The sequence below is a fragment of the Haloferax sp. Atlit-10N genome (genome assembly GCF_003586325.1).
Classification (GTDB): domain Archaea; phylum Halobacteriota; class Halobacteria; order Halobacteriales; family Haloferacaceae; genus Haloferax; species Haloferax prahovense.
Genome location: NZ_PSYX01000009.1, coordinates 73,696 through 88,660, shown reverse-complemented (window position 1 = coordinate 88,660; position 14,965 = coordinate 73,696). Strand labels below are relative to the sequence as shown.

The following is a 14,965-nucleotide window of genomic DNA, read 5'->3' as shown; positions in this document are numbered from 1 at the left end:
TTCAAGGGTCTCTGCAGTATCGAACCCAGCCACGGAAGGTGGCCGGGGCCGGCACGCATCGGGTTGTGGTTGGGACACAAGTTCCGAATCGCGTGCCGGATTGTACGGTACCGCTTCGGTGGCGATAATAGTTTTGTGATTAACTGAGTGAAAACTCTAGTAGAGGCATAAACCATCATATGGCGGGGAAATAGGATTGGATATATTTGTAACTTAGCAGATTACAACTTCTATCCGGGGTATACGCACGGCTCTGACCCAGTGCCCATCTGCTGATTCGATCTTCGTTCGACGGTTGAGATTACGTCCAGGAGTGACAACGCCTATCCACCCAGGGCAACGAGTTTCTGAGAAGGCCCGGGTTCCGCCGGGTTGTGAGTTGGGACACATGAGCACAGATGACACATTAGACGAAGCGGTCGAGGTACTCCAGCAACTCGGGTTAAAAGAATACGAAGCGAAGTGTTTCGTGGGACTGTCACGCCTCTCGACGGGCACCGCGAAACAGCTCAGCGAAATCACCGACGTGCCGCGGACCCGCGTCTACGACGCGGTTCGAATGCTGGAAGCGCAGGGCCTCGTCGTGACCCAGCATTCGAGCCCACAGCGATTTCGCGCCGTCTCACTCGAGGAGGCGACCGAAACGCTCCGGGACCAGTACGAGGCCCGCGTCGAACGGCTCGCAGCGGCACTCGAGGACGCCGAGAAGATCGACGCCGATGAGGAAGAGGAAGTCCAGGAAGTATGGAGTATGTCGGGGACAGACGCGATTGCAAACCGCTTGAACACGCTCATCAGGGACGCGAGCGAAGAGGTGGTGTTGGTTATCGGCGACGAGACGCTGTTGACCGACGAGCTGGTCGAGAGCCTCACCGGGCTCGACGAGAGCGTCGACCTGCTCATCGGTGCGGTCACAGAAGAGCTCGAAGAGCAGATTCACGACGCCGTTCCGCGAGCGACGACGTTCCTGTCGGGACTGGGCTGGCTCCGCACGGCAGGTACCGCCGATGACGATCTCGCTATCGGCCGACTCCTCCTCGTCGACCGGTCGGCGATCCTCGTCAGCACGCTCGTCCCCGAGACACAGGAGGAACAAGCCGTCTTTGGCGGGGGGTTCCGGAACGGCCTCATTGTGATTGCACGTCGGTTACTCTCCCAGGGGCTCATTCCGCAACGTGACCCACAGGCAGACTAGCACCCGTTCAAATAGCGGAATCGACAAAGCGTCTCGATCTGGCTGCGACTTCACGGCCATGTACGACAGCGCCACGGCGACGCGGAGACGGTCCGTTCAGTCGGTCACACCCATCCGTCAGGGAGCTGTCCTCGATTGTTGTCGAGTAGTTCGAGGAGTGGCTGGATCTCGTTGAACCGAGGCCCCCTCGTCACAAAGTGTTCTTGTCGGTTAGCATCGATGAATCCGGACTCCTCCAGTTTTGGGAGATGTACGTGGTGCATAGACAGCTTCAGAGTTTCGTCTTCAGCATCCGAATCGAGTTGGTCGAGGGTGACAGCCCGGTCCTCGTCGGAAGTGCCATTCAGCAACGAGAGAAGCAGCCGACGACGCTCAACGTGGCCTAATGCCTCGAGACACGCTTCAAAAGACGTCGCCGCGACTTCCTCGCTCATATGGACATCTACGGCACCAACAGTCCTGTATCCCCCACATTCTCACATCAAATATTCTTTTGATTAACCGAGTAACATTGTTCGACTAATCGACGAGAACGACTGCTTTGTCGGACGCTCATGCATTGAGAGCGCTAGTCTCAACTTCTGCGCGACCGCCGTTCGGACCCGGTTCCGAGAATAATCGCAAGACTGCAAGCAGATGGCTTGCTACACAATCTGCATAATGTACAATGCGCACGAAATCTGAATGATGAGGGAAATCACCCAAATCCAATGTTAGTCGTTCGTAGCTTGCTCGCTTAGCATCTCCACAACTTCCTGAACACGTTCCTCATCGGCTTCGATACCACGCTCCCGGAGGATCTGGAGGGCGACTTCATCACCGTGGTCCGCAATTACCCGGAGACACGCATCTTGAAACTCTCTTCCCTCAAATTCGGGAACATCAAACATAGAGCACGCAGCAGTTACCGATGATCGCATCCGGGTGACGCCATCCCACGTGTCCTCCCGGACATAGAAGCCGTGCATATCGGTCTCATCAAAGGAGAAGGCCGGTCCACCGGTGGATTCGTCCACATCCTCCTCATCCTGCTCAGGAATGGACTCAGTCTCCGACTCTGTGTCCTCAGTAGTTATCTCTTCATCCGGTTGCAGTTCATCCTGGGTGTCAGTACGTTCGACGTCATCCGATTCGGCTCCTTCCTCCGTTTGTTTGAGCTGTTCAGCGACGTCCCCGAAACGGTCGTCCTCATTAGGCATGGCTGTGTTCCTCCACGAGGTCCGCTAAGTGGTCGAAATTCGGGATCTGGTCGCAATCTTCGTCGAACTCCGAGACCGGCATTCCTTGCTTGAAGGCGCGGGAAATTGCGGTCCGTTCGCGAATCCCTGGCTTCGGAATACTATCGATGGTGCGTCCCGAATCATCGAGGGCATCGAAGACCTCCGGGTCCACACGAGCGTACTCGGGGACGAATGAACCGAACTCCCGGTTGAGATTTTCAACTAGAGTCCGATGCTCGTTGCGTTGTCCCATTGTTTCGCGAATCATATTCGGAGTGACTGCGAGGATATCCAACCCGATATTCTGCCGGATTGGGGAGATCTGGCGTTCAATCATCTTATTGAGGCCGTTGATCGAGCCAGCACGCGGGATTAGCGGGATTATGACGCGCTGGACGGCGATGAGGGCGTTGTCAGAGAGTTTCCCACGGCCGCCTGCGGCATCAATTATCACGTAGTCGTATCCGTTTTGAATGAGCGGATCGACAACGTTCCGTCGAAGCTTCACGTCTGCGAACCGTTCGTCCTTCAGCCTCGTCTCGACGTTCTCGAGCTCGTTACTCGACGGGAGTAGGTGAACGCCGAAGTCCGTCTCTATAAGCAGGTCTTCGGGGTCCTCACCATCGATAAGGGCGTCACCGAGGTTCGCATCTCGGTCGTACGCATCGTCGTATCCCAACTGGGTCGTCATGTGCCCGTCCTTATCCAGATCCAATAGTACCGTCTCATGGCCACGAGCAGCGAGTCGATCAGCGATGTTGAGCGCGATCGTGGATTTCCCTACCCCTCCCTTGAGCAACGAGACAGCTGCTCCGGGGAGCCCTTCAAACTCGTCAGCACTCATAGCTCAGCACCCCGTAAGAAGCGGATTTTGTACATTTTGTAGGTAATGTACATTGGGTAGATGTTGAAGGTTGCGCGAGTTTTGTCGATAATGTACGTTTTGCACTGGTCATACGCGGTCAATGAAGCTCGTCCATCTTAATTCTGTGTCAGACAGATTGCGTACGCCATCTACACAATCTACATTTTGTACATTATGTAGATTGTTGGCACAATCTCAATTGCCATAATCACCGTCGACCCTACACAATCTACATAATTTAGATTATCAGCATTTCATACGTATTCATCGCAATCTTTTCCACCCACACGAACCAATTGGAGAAGCCCAATTTGCATTATCTACATTATCCACATTATGCATATTGGCTATGAGATCTACATTCTTCAGTCATTCAATGGGAGAGTCCTGAGTGATAGAGCTCAGACAGAGCCGTTCTACCCCGTCTTCTAGTAAGACTTTTAACTGTTACCGGATTATTGGTAACCACCAGATGTATGAGGTTCTCGACGATACCGCGGCGCAGGTCATCCTCACCATCGAGAGTGGTGACTCCATCCGCCGTGTCGCCCAACACCTCCACACGCCCTACGAGACAGTGAGACAGGCCGTCAATCGGCTGGAAGACGCAGGCTACGTTTCATATGACGACGGCCTCACTGTCGTCGACGAGCGCGTACGCGACGCAGCCCGCGAGCTCGTCGCTGCGAGCGCCGGCGTCAGTCCACCCACCATCGAGGAATCCTACGTCATCCCACAGTTCGGTGCCTGGCCGTTCGCATTTACCCGGATCGACGCCGTCTACGTGTGGACCCAAGGCGGCTACCAGGTCGGTCGCGAGCCCGACGACTATCCGCTGTTCCTTGCTGTTCGTGAGCAGGACATCGACGCCTGGGAGACGTTTTTCGAGTCGTTCGGCCTCCACACTGCATTCGAACGACAGCCCCGAGACGAGTTGGACGGACCGCTGCAGATTGTCCTCGAGCCACGCGCGTCACTCGATATCGAGCACGTCGAAGGGTACCCGGTGATCCCGAGAGCAGAGACAATCGAGTATATGCGCGAGAACTACGCCCAGTTCCAGTCGGCGCTCGCGATGCTCGACCGGATGTACGAGGACCTCGACCTCGGCGTCACGTATCGAGAGACCGAACGGGCACAGCCATGAGCTTCAACAACCGAAGTGACGCCCTCATCGAACTGCTCGAAGAGCTGACCAAAGAGGGCCACGAGTACGTTCTCGTCGGCGGGTACGCTGTCTCAGCGTTCAATGCTCGCTTCTCCACGGACCTCGATATCGTCGTCGCGCCGGACTCCAAGGCTGACTTCGTCGAGTTCCTCGAACAGCAGGGATTCGAGGAAACGGACAGTCACGCCAAGAAATGGTTCTACGACACCGAAGTAATCGAGTACGAGAAGCGGCTCACGCCGCAGCAGCCGATCGGCTTCGATCTCCTTGTAAACGGACTCGGGTGTCGCCAGACGGAGGCACAGTGGTCGTTCGACTACCTGTACGACCACAGCCACCAACAGGAGGTGAGCGGGGGCACAGTGACGACGACGGCCAGAGTCATCGATGGGGCCGTCCTCGTGGCGGCAAAGCTCCACAGTGGCCGAGAAACGGACCTCCGAGACGTCCTGGCAGTGGCTGAAGAGATCGACCTCAACGCTGTCACGCCCCATCTGCGGCGAGGGGACGACAATGCCCTACGGGAGCAACTTGAGCGTGGACTGGATATCTTGGAGAGCGACGAACTCAAGCACGGATTTCGGAGTGACTTCGGGGCCTCAGCTGTCTCAGAAGAAACGGTCACCGCTCTCCAAGAGTATCTGTCTGCACAGATTGACCACCTGAGCTGAATGGGTCGGGACTCCCTTGACCAGAAGTGAAGATAAGGCCCTTCAGCGGTGCTTGCAGTCAGTCAAAAAATTGGAGGAGTGGTTGTCAGTCGACCGTCGCTAACACACGGACATCCGTAGCTGAGTGTCGTTCCCGTTCAGTACGAGCACCGTGCTCGCGGAGGAACTCATCAATGCGGTCGGCAAGAGCCTCCGCATCCTCCCTATCGACGTGGACGATTAGCGTCGGACGCTCCTCGTCGCTGTTCTCAATCACGAGCGAGACATCCTTGAATTCGTCCGGCTCTCTATACGCCTCGAACTCATCGGCGACCTGGTTGGCCAGATCATCAAGTACCTCAATCGGTTCCTTTGTCATAGATTGTATTTCGGCTTTGGAGGGTTGTGCCATCGCGAGCGCGTGAAGAAAATGTGACTTTCAGAACCACCTCCATCAGACAAACGCGAACGGAGCCTTCTCACACCGATGGTTTACCGAGAAGAAGACCGACCCACAGAAGGGACAACAGGTTAGAGTGCTCGCGGATCGCTATCGACAATGCTCGCAAACGCGACGTTCTCCTGAACTTGTTCGATTTCGACTGTTGGCTCGTCGCCGGGCTGAGCGCCGGGAACGATCACGACGTACCCCCGTTCGACTTTCGCAATACCGTCTCCTTGATCACCGACGGTTTCGATTGTCACGTCGCGCACTTCTCCCTCATCAACAGGAGGACCAGATGAATCATGGCTCGTGCTCCCCTGAGAGGCGGGATGCCGTGGGGGCTGTGGGGATGTTGATTCAGCTTCGGAGGAGGAATCAAGGAGAGCGATGCGATACGTTTCATCACCGGTCAGCGCCCCGTGCTTGATCTCACTCGGAGGAATCTCGATGACGAAAGTTCCATCCTCCTCCTTAATTTTCGCAGTGAAAAGCGAACACAGGGAGTCTGATATTTCTACCATAACTGGGTTTGATACTGGATACAATTAATCGGTCTCTTTGAGAAGGAGCGAACTGGATCAGCTGTCCTCAGCTGGTTCTTCCCAAGGAATGTCTCGCTTATGGACTACAGCGAGCTTCGAGTCGTCATCATCTTCTATTGCACTGAGACCACGCTGGACGAGAGTGTGAACCTGTCCAGCAGACTCCGGGAACGAAAATTGGTCATCTTCCGCGTCAGCACGGAGTTCCAGATAATGGAGGTACAACCTGAACCTCGTATCTGCTCCGATAGGCCACCAAATCGTCCCTATCTGCTCATCTACCTGATTGTCCCAATGCTCTATGAGTTCACGGATATCGTCGACGAGCTCCTCTCCAGAGGTGCGAAGGCGGAGGGAGTATTCCCGATCCCGCTCCATATCTTCGATTATATCCTGAAGGAAAGGCTCAGCCTCCAAGGCGGTAGGTGAGGTCTGATCCGCTTCTAGAAGGTGTTCTAACGCCCGAATTTCTTCACGCCGAGCGGCTACAGCGTATGCGACATTGTACTTGTCCTCGGGGAAGATTTCGTGCTGACTCGGTTGCTGTGCCTGAGGGTCAGTGTCCCCAGTGGATGAGCTAAATAAGGTCTCAAAGAGTCCCATACGCTTCGTCCGGAGGGCACCCATAAGTACTTCCTGTCAGAGTGGACCTCAGCTCCGGCGACAGTATACCTTCTAACCAGTCGTTGCGTAATCAGAAGATTTCGTGTGAATCCTGACCGACTTGGGAACGAGTATGAAACTCATCCAAAATATAGAGGATTGAAACATCAAATAATGACGTCAGTTGTTGCTGATATCGGACGATGTCTTTCTTATCTCCGGTCACAACACGGTGAAGCACATCGCGTTCTGCAAGCCCTATTGCGTCAAGAAGCCACTGAGAGTCTACAGGAGGAATCCGGGACTCTTGAATTCCGATGTGCTCCTTGACTAGACCGCGAGCGCGCTCCTGATCGTCATAAGTTGAGGACATGACGTGGACAGCATCCATTAGTGCGTCTTTCCGCTCCTTTGCGTCGTGGAGAACACGATCTCGAAGGTCTTCGACACACCGTTTTGCATTCCGTGGGGTGATTTCACGCGAGGAGAAGTAGTTCTGGAAGTGCCGAACAAAGTGTGGCTTGGCCTGACTTCGAACCTCAATATTATCGAAGAAAATCTCTAAGATACTCTCAAAGGAAAGCCCATCGTAGCGCTGTAAATCGATTTCTCGATTGTACATTGGGATATTATCCTCAACATTCTCTTGAAAGTCTTCAAGAACGGTCCCGAACACGCCATCGGTATCGTCAGGGTCAACTTGTAGCTGATCGGGGTCGGACACAACTCGAGGCGCTCCTTGTGCACGGCTGCAATACTCGTAGATTACAAACTCACTCGTGAAGAGCGTGTTATGACCGTCTAGGATACGCTCTGCTTCTACGGACCACCGGTCGTGAGAAAACGTGAGTCCAATGAGGACGTTAGTGTCTACGAAGTATCGAGTCATTGGCCCGGATGGAGATCTTCGTGCGCAATTCCCCGGCATTCAAGAATCGGAGCAACAAGTTCGTCAGCTGCACTCCGTTCAGATTCGAGTTCGGTCGCTAATCCAGAAAATTTCGCATCAAGGTCTTCCTCTTCGAATTCGTCAAGTTTCTGGATCGCAGAACTCCGAGCCTCCTCAAACAAGGTTATACCGAGGTTTCCACGGACCTCTTCCGGAGACATTCCCTGGGCATGCCGTTGAGCAAGCTCGAGTGCAAAGATACGCCAGAACGTTACATTCACCGTCATCAATCTGGAGGGGTCAGGAGAATGCGAATGGAGTTCTCGAGTGACCGCGTTATACCACTTGATTAGTGGTCGATCATACTCCGGAAATCGGTCGTTTGGAAATGATTCAAAAGTGTCGTGGACGGAGCTGAGTACCGATTCTCTGCTTGGGTCAACCTCAAAGAAATCGTGATACTCCGTATGTAACGTTCGTATTTTCTTATCTAACTCCCGAAAATCCCGCTGAACCTGATACGGTGCATCATCATACATTCGGTCTGTGAGCCATTCTAATCCATGTTCGTAATATTCAGCGAGAGCCTCTGAGACAACAGAACGTAGGCGATCTTCAAGTCCGGGCTCGTTAATACTGGCTGAGGGGACAGTCGAGGGCGTTGCTGGAGAGACAGTACCAAAGAGATACCAATAATACGGAATCTCGATGTCCAATTCTTGCTCTGCAGATTTGACGTCAATACGATAGAGGAGCTTGTGAAGGGACTTTTTCGGCAGCGCATCCGCGGCCCCTCGTTCATGATTGAGGAGGCGCAGAGTCGTTCCCAAGTCCCGGCGGTTCATTATCCCCAATATATACCGCTCGGATTATAGAAGTATCGTCGGATCCCAGTAGACTACCCAACGACTGAGGGAAAAGTAATTCACACGAGACTTCCTTGTAACGAGATACAACGTGCCCATCTACAATCTATATAAAGAGCGGGAAGGGACGGCGCGACGCGGGGAGGACTATAAGGAAGTTGTCATTGAGTACATGGAAGGGCTGAATTACATGGTTGAGCGGGATTCAGCTTTCCACTCCACGCTTGACGATATTCAGTTTGTGAACAAAGCTACGGGCGATAAAGTGGTAGCCGAGGCAAAAGCGTATTCCACAGGCCTCAGCCCGAATGATTTTAGAGACGAACTCGCCCGGTATTTCCTCGAATACATCAAACAGCCCCAACCCCACCGTTTTGATTTCTATATTTTTACGGAGACACTTTCTAATGACCAGCTCTGGAAAGCCCTGTTCGATCGAGATGTCACCGATAATCAGAAACTGGTCGACTTTTACAAAAAACTCAAAGAAAGCGTCAACGATGAGGTCGTAGATCGGCTAGATGATACTGATGTAGATGAGTTCCGAGATTTTGCTATCGATACCCATGTTTTCGTCGGTACATACGATGATCTCCGTCAACAAGCTCATCAGCTCGAGAAAACAGAACGGTTCCAGTACGAACCATATCTTCACTCGTACGAACCAGTTTCAGAGGAAACAGAATATGCGACGAATCTGTTTCAGGTAACCCGCTACCCTGAGACACTGTACATCATAGATACGACGGAGGAAGCCGAGTCAGCTCGCGTCTATAATTACAACAACGAGGCGTTTCCCATCAAGCTTCATGAGCGGAAATTATATTCGCTCGTTCATCCGGACCATCTTCCGGGGTCTACTCGTCATTACATACACGAGGACCGTTTCGAAACACGGGAGTTCGAGGAGTTCCTTCGAACGGGTGCTCAAGAGGAAGAGCGTGAAAACACCGTAAGATCGCTTCTCAGGGGAATTTTCACTCTCGTTGCGAGAGATAACGATTGTCTCATCGACCGTGAGAAGGGAACAACTGTATACCCGGAGCTAAACCGCAGACAGCACGGTTCCGAGCGAAAACTAGGTCGATCGTGGGTTGCAAAGGAGTTAGACTCCTACCCCGATGTCATCCATCGTGGTGTCAAAGTACGAGTGCGGCGCTATGCGGAAGAGTACTACTACGTTCTGCTACCCACACAAGTCTTCACTTCTGACGGTCGTCGGCCTGTAACAGGCGAGCGTAAATCGCGGCTCCAAAACGACTTCTCGCCAAATCGTTTCCACGCCCAGAATAGTAAGTACGACCGCCAGCTGCGTGTCTGGGAAGAGTTGCTGATGTCGGATCAGACCCAGCTTGATCGATTTATGGGTGAAAAGATACCCGTCGTAAAGGAACTCGAAGTGACCAGAGTTGACTCGCTGTCCCTCAACGTCCGCCCGCCCAAAGACGGAGACGAACGTGATGAGCTCATCGAGTCAGCGTCTGATCTCGAAAACACAGGTGGAATTGAACAATGACGCCTGAAGATTCCCCGTTCACGCTTCGTCACCTCGAGGAGCCAGAGATTCAGTTTGAAGGAGGTACTGAAACCTCTCCCAAACGTGGCCTTATCAGATATGGTCCACGGCTCTATGAAGAAGGACACCACACAATCAAACTCGGGATTATCGGCGATCGAGATTCGATCCGCCGGTTGACCGAACTACTTCACGATATGGAGGTCGGGATCCATCCAGGAACGAGTGATAATCCGTGGCAGGTTCCGTATCCCGGCCTTGGTAAGAGTTCCCCGCTCAATCTCTCCATCAATGCAAAGAAGGGTTGGAGACGCCAAATTCGCCGACGAGACATCCAATCTGTTACGAGTAAATCGACCCCCAGAGATCGGATGGAGCGATTCCTGAAGCTAGTGCGGAAAGACATAGAGATAATCGAACGGGATTCGGTTCAGCCGAACGCAATCATCGTCTGTATTCCGCAAGAAGTGATGGACGCGTGTACTCCTGAGAACCAGGACCATGCGCGAATCCAGTCGGAAGGTTCTGACCTGCGAAATCGAATCAAGCTGATCGGGATGGAGGCTCGAATCCCCACACAGCTAATTAAGCCATCCACACTTGCAATCCGTACTGACCGACAGCGAGCATCTCGGGCCTGGAATCTCACAGTTGGACTTCTATACAAGTCACAACGAGGGCATCCCTGGAAAACTCGGCAGATCGAAGATGGGCACTGCTACGCAGGACTCTCGTTCTACAGAGAGCGAGACGAAGGAGATGATGTAATTCGAGCTGCTCTTGCTCACGTCTTTCACGGACGGGACCATATTATCCTCCAGAGCGATCCACTCCCGGATATCACCGAGGACGAGAATGGATCTCCCCACCTCTCATATGAGGCGGCTAGGCAGGTAGGTGAGCAGATTCTGGAATACTACGAAGCTCAGAAAGGGACACGTCCCAGCCGGTTCGTCCTACATAAGCCATCTGTCTTCTGGGAAGAAGAACGTGAAGGGTTGCTTGATGCCACAGACGGTGTTCGCGATTTAGATCTAGTCTGGGTTCGTAGGCGGCCAAAGGTCAGGTTGTTCCCGCCTACGGATTATCCCGCCATGCGGGGAACCCTCCTGAGCGTCCCTGATGACGACGTCCACTATCTCTACACATCCGGATATGTCCCGGAAGAGACGACCTATCAGGGGAGTGGAGTACCATCACCGATTGAGATCCGACCTGACGAGATTTGTGAGACACCCTCGTTAGAGATATGTAAGGAGATTCTATTTTTCACAAAACTCGACTGGAATACATCGGACTACGCAATCCGGATGCCAGCAACCGTGAGTGTTGCAAAGCGTGTCGGCACAATCCTCTCCGAAGTAGATACTGAATCCATTTCAGAGGTCCGGCCACAGTATTTCTACTATATGTGAATCGGTGAGTGAGAGGCTTATTCGTCTGAATCAGAGATCGGATCCAGCTGATAACCAGCGGACCGCAAAAGTTCGCGGATATGCTCAACCGCTTGCTTCTCCTCAGGGGAACCCGTCCCGAGTAGTTCTTCAATCACCTGCTCTCCATCCTCACGAGAGTGATTGATTCATTGAAGGGGGTGTTCTCAGGTGGATACTCGTTGCCTGCTTCGGCTATCAAGGGTTCAGCAACGCAAAGTTCGGCCGCATCGAGTGCCACGAAGCCATCAACGCGTTCGCTCGGGAGATTCTGCTGACAGCGAAGCAGCGACTGGAAGCCGGCGGCTGGCGGGTCGTCCACGGCATCGTCGACTCCATCTGGGTGACGCCGGACCCCGACGTCGACGACGAGGACCGCAAGGACCTCGAGACGCTCGCGATGGAGATTACGGAGCGCGTCGAAATTCGGCTCGAACACGAGGCTCACTACGACTGGGTGGCGTTCGCGCCGCAGCGCGAGAGCGACGCCGGCGCGCTGACGAAGTACTTCGGAAAGGTCGCCGGCGACGACGACTTCAAGATCAGAGGCATCAAAGCCCGGCAGCGCTCAACCCCGCCGTTCATTGAGGACATCCAGCGGGACTGTCTCAACCGGCTCGATACCACGCGGTCACCGGACGCGGTGCTCGGGCGTCTCGAACGAGCAATCGACGAACTGGAAGCGGGCAACGTAGCAGTAGAGCGGCTCGTCGAGCGGAATCGTGTCTCCAAACCCCTGGAAGGCTACTCACAGAATACCCAGAACGTGGCCGCCTTGAAACGGGCTCGCGAGCAGGACCTGGCAGTCCACCCGGGTCAGGATATCGAGTACGTGGTCGTCGACGACGAGAAATCCTCGCGAGACCGGGTCGCGTTGGCCCACGAGGAGATCAAGTCGTACGATTGCTCGTACTACGAGATGCAGCTGGTCCGAGCTGTCGAGAGCATACTGGCACCTATTGACTGGGATCGGAACGACATCCGACGAGAACTCAACGGAACACATATAGTCGGTATCACGGACTGGACCTGACGACCCCCTCCCCCCTTTTTCGAGTTGTAAACTCGTGACGGCGGGGAGGGGTGAACAGCAAGAGGGACTGCAAAACAGCCGATTGTGGCGGATATACGCGATAGAGAGGCTGAGTATTTCATTTTCTAACTTGTAGCTAGAAATGCGAAAGTTTATGTTGCACGTTACCTTACCACAACCGTACTAGAGACAACGAAAACAAATTGTCTAGCTCCAGCTAGACAATTGAGATCTCTGGAGTAGATGACCTCTTCATCTCGTCCGTGGTTCTGATCCCGTGTACTATCACGTCTCATCGCCTCTACGCCAACTTCTGTTAACTCAACGCTCGTTACATAGCGTTTGGTGTGGCCTGTTCCTATCGACTTACAACTCGAAAAAGGGGGGAGAGGGTGCAACATTCGAGATCACCAAATCAGCTTCACCAGCTACCATGTCTGAAACCCGGTATTACTCTCATTCGTGAACAGGTCCTACGAGCGTCGTTCTTTCGCAACTATTCTGGCGCTTACTACTCGAAAACGGGGAGTGTGAGAAAGACCGTATCACCCTGAGCATCATTCACAAAATCCGGATTATGTAGATTTTGCTCCGAGACTCACTTCTCCTTACAACGTGAGGGTGGGAGTATCGAACCAGGTGTATTACCGCCCCACATCTTACAACTCGAAAACGGGGGGTCCGGGTCATCGAGGAAGATCGACGACAGCGAGCTTCGTCGAACCGTTACAACTCGACAACGGAGGGTGATAGATTCCGAAGACGGTATCTGACTCATCCAGAAGATACGGGGCTGTAGTCGTTAGATAGCCTGTTTTCGCCCGGTTACAACTCCACAAGGGTCCATATTTTTATACCCAGAGTTCGAGGGGGTTCATAATGGGACGAGAGGGACGTAGAGCAGGATCGAATAATCCGGAAGGTGAGGAGGATCATCAATCTTCTGCTGCTGATCCTGAAACTCCTGAATCGACGGATGAGGAGGTGGCGTCTCCTGGCACGTCACAAACGACCTTCGAAAACGGATCAGAGTCCGCCGATTCGTCTCAAGATGCAACTAATGGCGACGGTGGCGGCATCTCAATTCGTGATCGGCTCCAAACCGAGTCGTCCGGTGGCGTTTTCGCGAACAAAGACCTCGTCCGGTCAGATACCATCATCGACGAGGATCGTATCGTCGGTCGTGACGACCAGCTAGGCCGTGTCGTCGACAACCTAAAACCGGTCCTCCAGAATGAAGGGATCCCGGATATGCTTCTGAGTGGTCCTTCTGGAACTGGGAAGTCGCTCATCATTCATGCAGTCTGCAAACAGATCGTCGAACTGTGTGAATCCCAAGGCAAGACCTTCGGGGTCATTTCAATCAACTGCGAGGGGCCGAAGACTGCAGATCGGGCTGTCTATCGGTTAGTCAAAGCTGCTGCCGACGACCTCGGCGTTGATCCTGGTGTTCCCCAAACCGGCGTCTCAACGGATCAGAAGCTGGAGCGACTGTACGAACTCATGCGAGAGTATTACGACGGTGTTATCTTCATTCTCGATGAGATCGATATGCTCGAGGGGCCGTATCAGGAAGCAGAGTACAATTCTCTCATCTACCAGCTTTCACGGGCTCGCAAACTCGCTGACTTTGATGGTCCCATCTCGCTCACGACGATCACGAACTACGCCGACTTTATGAAGGACCTCAACAGCCGCGCACAGAGTTCTTACAACCCTGATGACATCTTTTTCGACGATTACGATGCGAACCAACTCCGTAGTATTCTCCGCAACCGGCGGGACGCCTTCAAGCCAGACTCACTTGCAGATGACGTTGTTCCGCTTGTTGCTGCGTTCGGCTCCCAAACGCACGGGGATGCGCGGAAAGCGATTGACCTCCTCAGATGGGCCGGTGAATTAGCCGAGCGGCGTGGGGCTGACACGGTTATCGAGACTGATGTCCGTGATGCTCAAGAAAAATACACCGAAAACCGCAAGCTCCGCCATATCAGCGGCATTTCGACTCAAAAGAAACTCTCCATCTACGCTGTAGCGGCCACTGCCCACTACGCAAGAGAACATCCTGAGTGGATCCCTGCTGGACCTGCGTTCAAGACGTACCAATTCATTGCCGATACGATGGATGCGGACCAGTACAGCCGTGAGACGTTCGTAAATCACGTCACAGAGCAGAGTACGTACGGTGTACTGGACTTCGAGCGTCGGGGCAAGGGGCGAGGCAGAGGAGTGCATATGTATTTCTCCCTCTCCGAGGATCCGGAAACGATCATGGAGACGATCCGTGAGGATTCCCGGTTCGAAGATCTAGCTCACGAAGAGGCGACTATCAGCGCGGTTGTCCGCGAACGGCTGAAGCAGTTCCGGAGTAAGAACTGATCTCGCCCGTATTCTCCCCGCACTTACTTCTCGAAAACGGGGGGTGTTCGTATCCCGCGCGATGCGTTACAACTCGAAAATGGGGGGGTGTCATTCGTCGGGATGTCTCGTTACTACTCGAAAACGGGGGGTGGGTGAGCCAAGAGATTTGACGTGCCGGT

Annotated in this window: 14 protein-coding genes and 1 pseudogene; 7 read left to right on the top strand and 8 right to left on the bottom strand. The window is 53.6% G+C overall.

Going from position 1 to position 14,965, the window contains the following annotated elements; genetic code table 11:
- The first annotated feature begins 388 nt into the window (after positions 1-388).
- On the top strand, positions 389-1,195 hold the full coding sequence (locus C5B91_RS19155; protein WP_119712865.1) for a TrmB family transcriptional regulator: 807 nt from the start codon (positions 389-391) through the stop codon (positions 1,193-1,195).
- 104 nt (positions 1,196-1,299) lie between these two features.
- Here C5B91_RS19155 and C5B91_RS19150 read toward each other — a convergent pair whose 3' ends face one another.
- From C5B91_RS19150 to C5B91_RS19140, 3 genes are all read right to left on the bottom strand, one after another.
- Positions 1,300-1,629, bottom strand: a complete 330-nt coding sequence (locus tag C5B91_RS19150) for a hypothetical protein (RefSeq protein WP_119712864.1) — start codon at positions 1,627-1,629, stop codon at positions 1,300-1,302.
- A 279-nt stretch (positions 1,630-1,908) separates the two neighbouring features.
- The gene (locus C5B91_RS19145; RefSeq protein ID WP_119712863.1) at positions 1,909-2,394 is read right to left on the bottom strand and encodes a hypothetical protein; all 486 of its coding nucleotides are present in this window, start codon (positions 2,392-2,394) and stop codon (positions 1,909-1,911) included.
- Positions 2,387-3,259, bottom strand: a complete 873-nt coding sequence (locus C5B91_RS19140; RefSeq protein WP_119712862.1) for a ParA family protein — start codon at positions 3,257-3,259, stop codon at positions 2,387-2,389. The genes C5B91_RS19145 and C5B91_RS19140 overlap by 8 nt, the downstream gene beginning before the upstream one ends.
- Positions 3,260-3,752: 493 nt before the next feature.
- Between C5B91_RS19140 and C5B91_RS19135 the strand changes: the two genes are divergently transcribed.
- Together C5B91_RS19135 and C5B91_RS19130 are read left to right on the top strand one after the other, a co-directional pair.
- The gene (locus C5B91_RS19135) at positions 3,753-4,427 is read left to right on the top strand and encodes a helix-turn-helix domain-containing protein (protein WP_119712861.1); all 675 of its coding nucleotides are present in this window, start codon (positions 3,753-3,755) and stop codon (positions 4,425-4,427) included.
- Positions 4,424-5,119 (top strand): nucleotidyltransferase domain-containing protein, encoded by a 696-nt coding sequence (locus C5B91_RS19130; protein WP_119712860.1) that lies wholly within the window; start codon positions 4,424-4,426, stop codon positions 5,117-5,119. Before C5B91_RS19135 ends, C5B91_RS19130 begins: the two co-directional genes overlap by 4 nt.
- Before the next feature lie 85 nt (positions 5,120-5,204).
- Here C5B91_RS19130 and C5B91_RS19125 read toward each other — a convergent pair whose 3' ends face one another.
- From C5B91_RS19125 to C5B91_RS19105, 5 genes are all read right to left on the bottom strand, one after another.
- Positions 5,205-5,477 carry a hypothetical protein gene (locus C5B91_RS19125; RefSeq protein ID WP_119712893.1) on the bottom strand — a complete coding sequence of 91 codons (273 nt, stop codon included), beginning with the start codon at positions 5,475-5,477 and terminating at the stop codon, positions 5,205-5,207.
- A gap of 152 nt (positions 5,478-5,629) precedes the next feature.
- Positions 5,630-6,064 (bottom strand): TRAM domain-containing protein, encoded by a 435-nt coding sequence (locus C5B91_RS19120; protein WP_119712859.1) that lies wholly within the window; start codon positions 6,062-6,064, stop codon positions 5,630-5,632.
- Between the two features lie 57 nt (positions 6,065-6,121).
- Positions 6,122-6,688 carry a hypothetical protein gene (locus C5B91_RS19115; RefSeq protein WP_233547728.1) on the bottom strand — a complete coding sequence of 189 codons (567 nt, stop codon included), beginning with the start codon at positions 6,686-6,688 and terminating at the stop codon, positions 6,122-6,124.
- Between the two features lie 91 nt (positions 6,689-6,779).
- On the bottom strand, positions 6,780-7,412 hold the full coding sequence (locus C5B91_RS19110) for a hypothetical protein (RefSeq protein ID WP_233547726.1): 633 nt from the start codon (positions 7,410-7,412) through the stop codon (positions 6,780-6,782).
- 161 nt (positions 7,413-7,573) lie between these two features.
- The gene (locus tag C5B91_RS19105) at positions 7,574-8,422 is read right to left on the bottom strand and encodes a hypothetical protein (protein WP_119712856.1); all 849 of its coding nucleotides are present in this window, start codon (positions 8,420-8,422) and stop codon (positions 7,574-7,576) included.
- Between the two features lie 112 nt (positions 8,423-8,534).
- Between C5B91_RS19105 and C5B91_RS19100 the strand changes: the two genes are divergently transcribed.
- From C5B91_RS19100 to C5B91_RS19080, 4 genes and pseudogenes are all read left to right on the top strand, one after another.
- Positions 8,535-9,959 carry a hypothetical protein gene (locus C5B91_RS19100; protein WP_119712855.1) on the top strand — a complete coding sequence of 475 codons (1,425 nt, stop codon included), beginning with the start codon at positions 8,535-8,537 and terminating at the stop codon, positions 9,957-9,959.
- Entirely contained in the window at positions 9,956-11,374 is a 1,419-nt protein-coding gene (locus tag C5B91_RS19095) for a hypothetical protein (protein WP_233255205.1), read from the top strand. The genes C5B91_RS19100 and C5B91_RS19095 overlap by 4 nt, the downstream gene beginning before the upstream one ends.
- A 178-nt stretch (positions 11,375-11,552) precedes the next feature.
- Positions 11,553-12,425 (top strand): annotated as a pseudogene (locus C5B91_RS19085) (DNA polymerase domain-containing protein); the annotation flags it as partial.
- An 879-nt stretch (positions 12,426-13,304) separates the two neighbouring features.
- On the top strand, positions 13,305-14,804 hold the full coding sequence (locus C5B91_RS19080; RefSeq protein ID WP_199708853.1) for a Cdc6/Cdc18 family protein: 1,500 nt from the start codon (positions 13,305-13,307) through the stop codon (positions 14,802-14,804).
- The last annotated feature ends 161 nt before the right edge of the window (positions 14,805-14,965 follow it).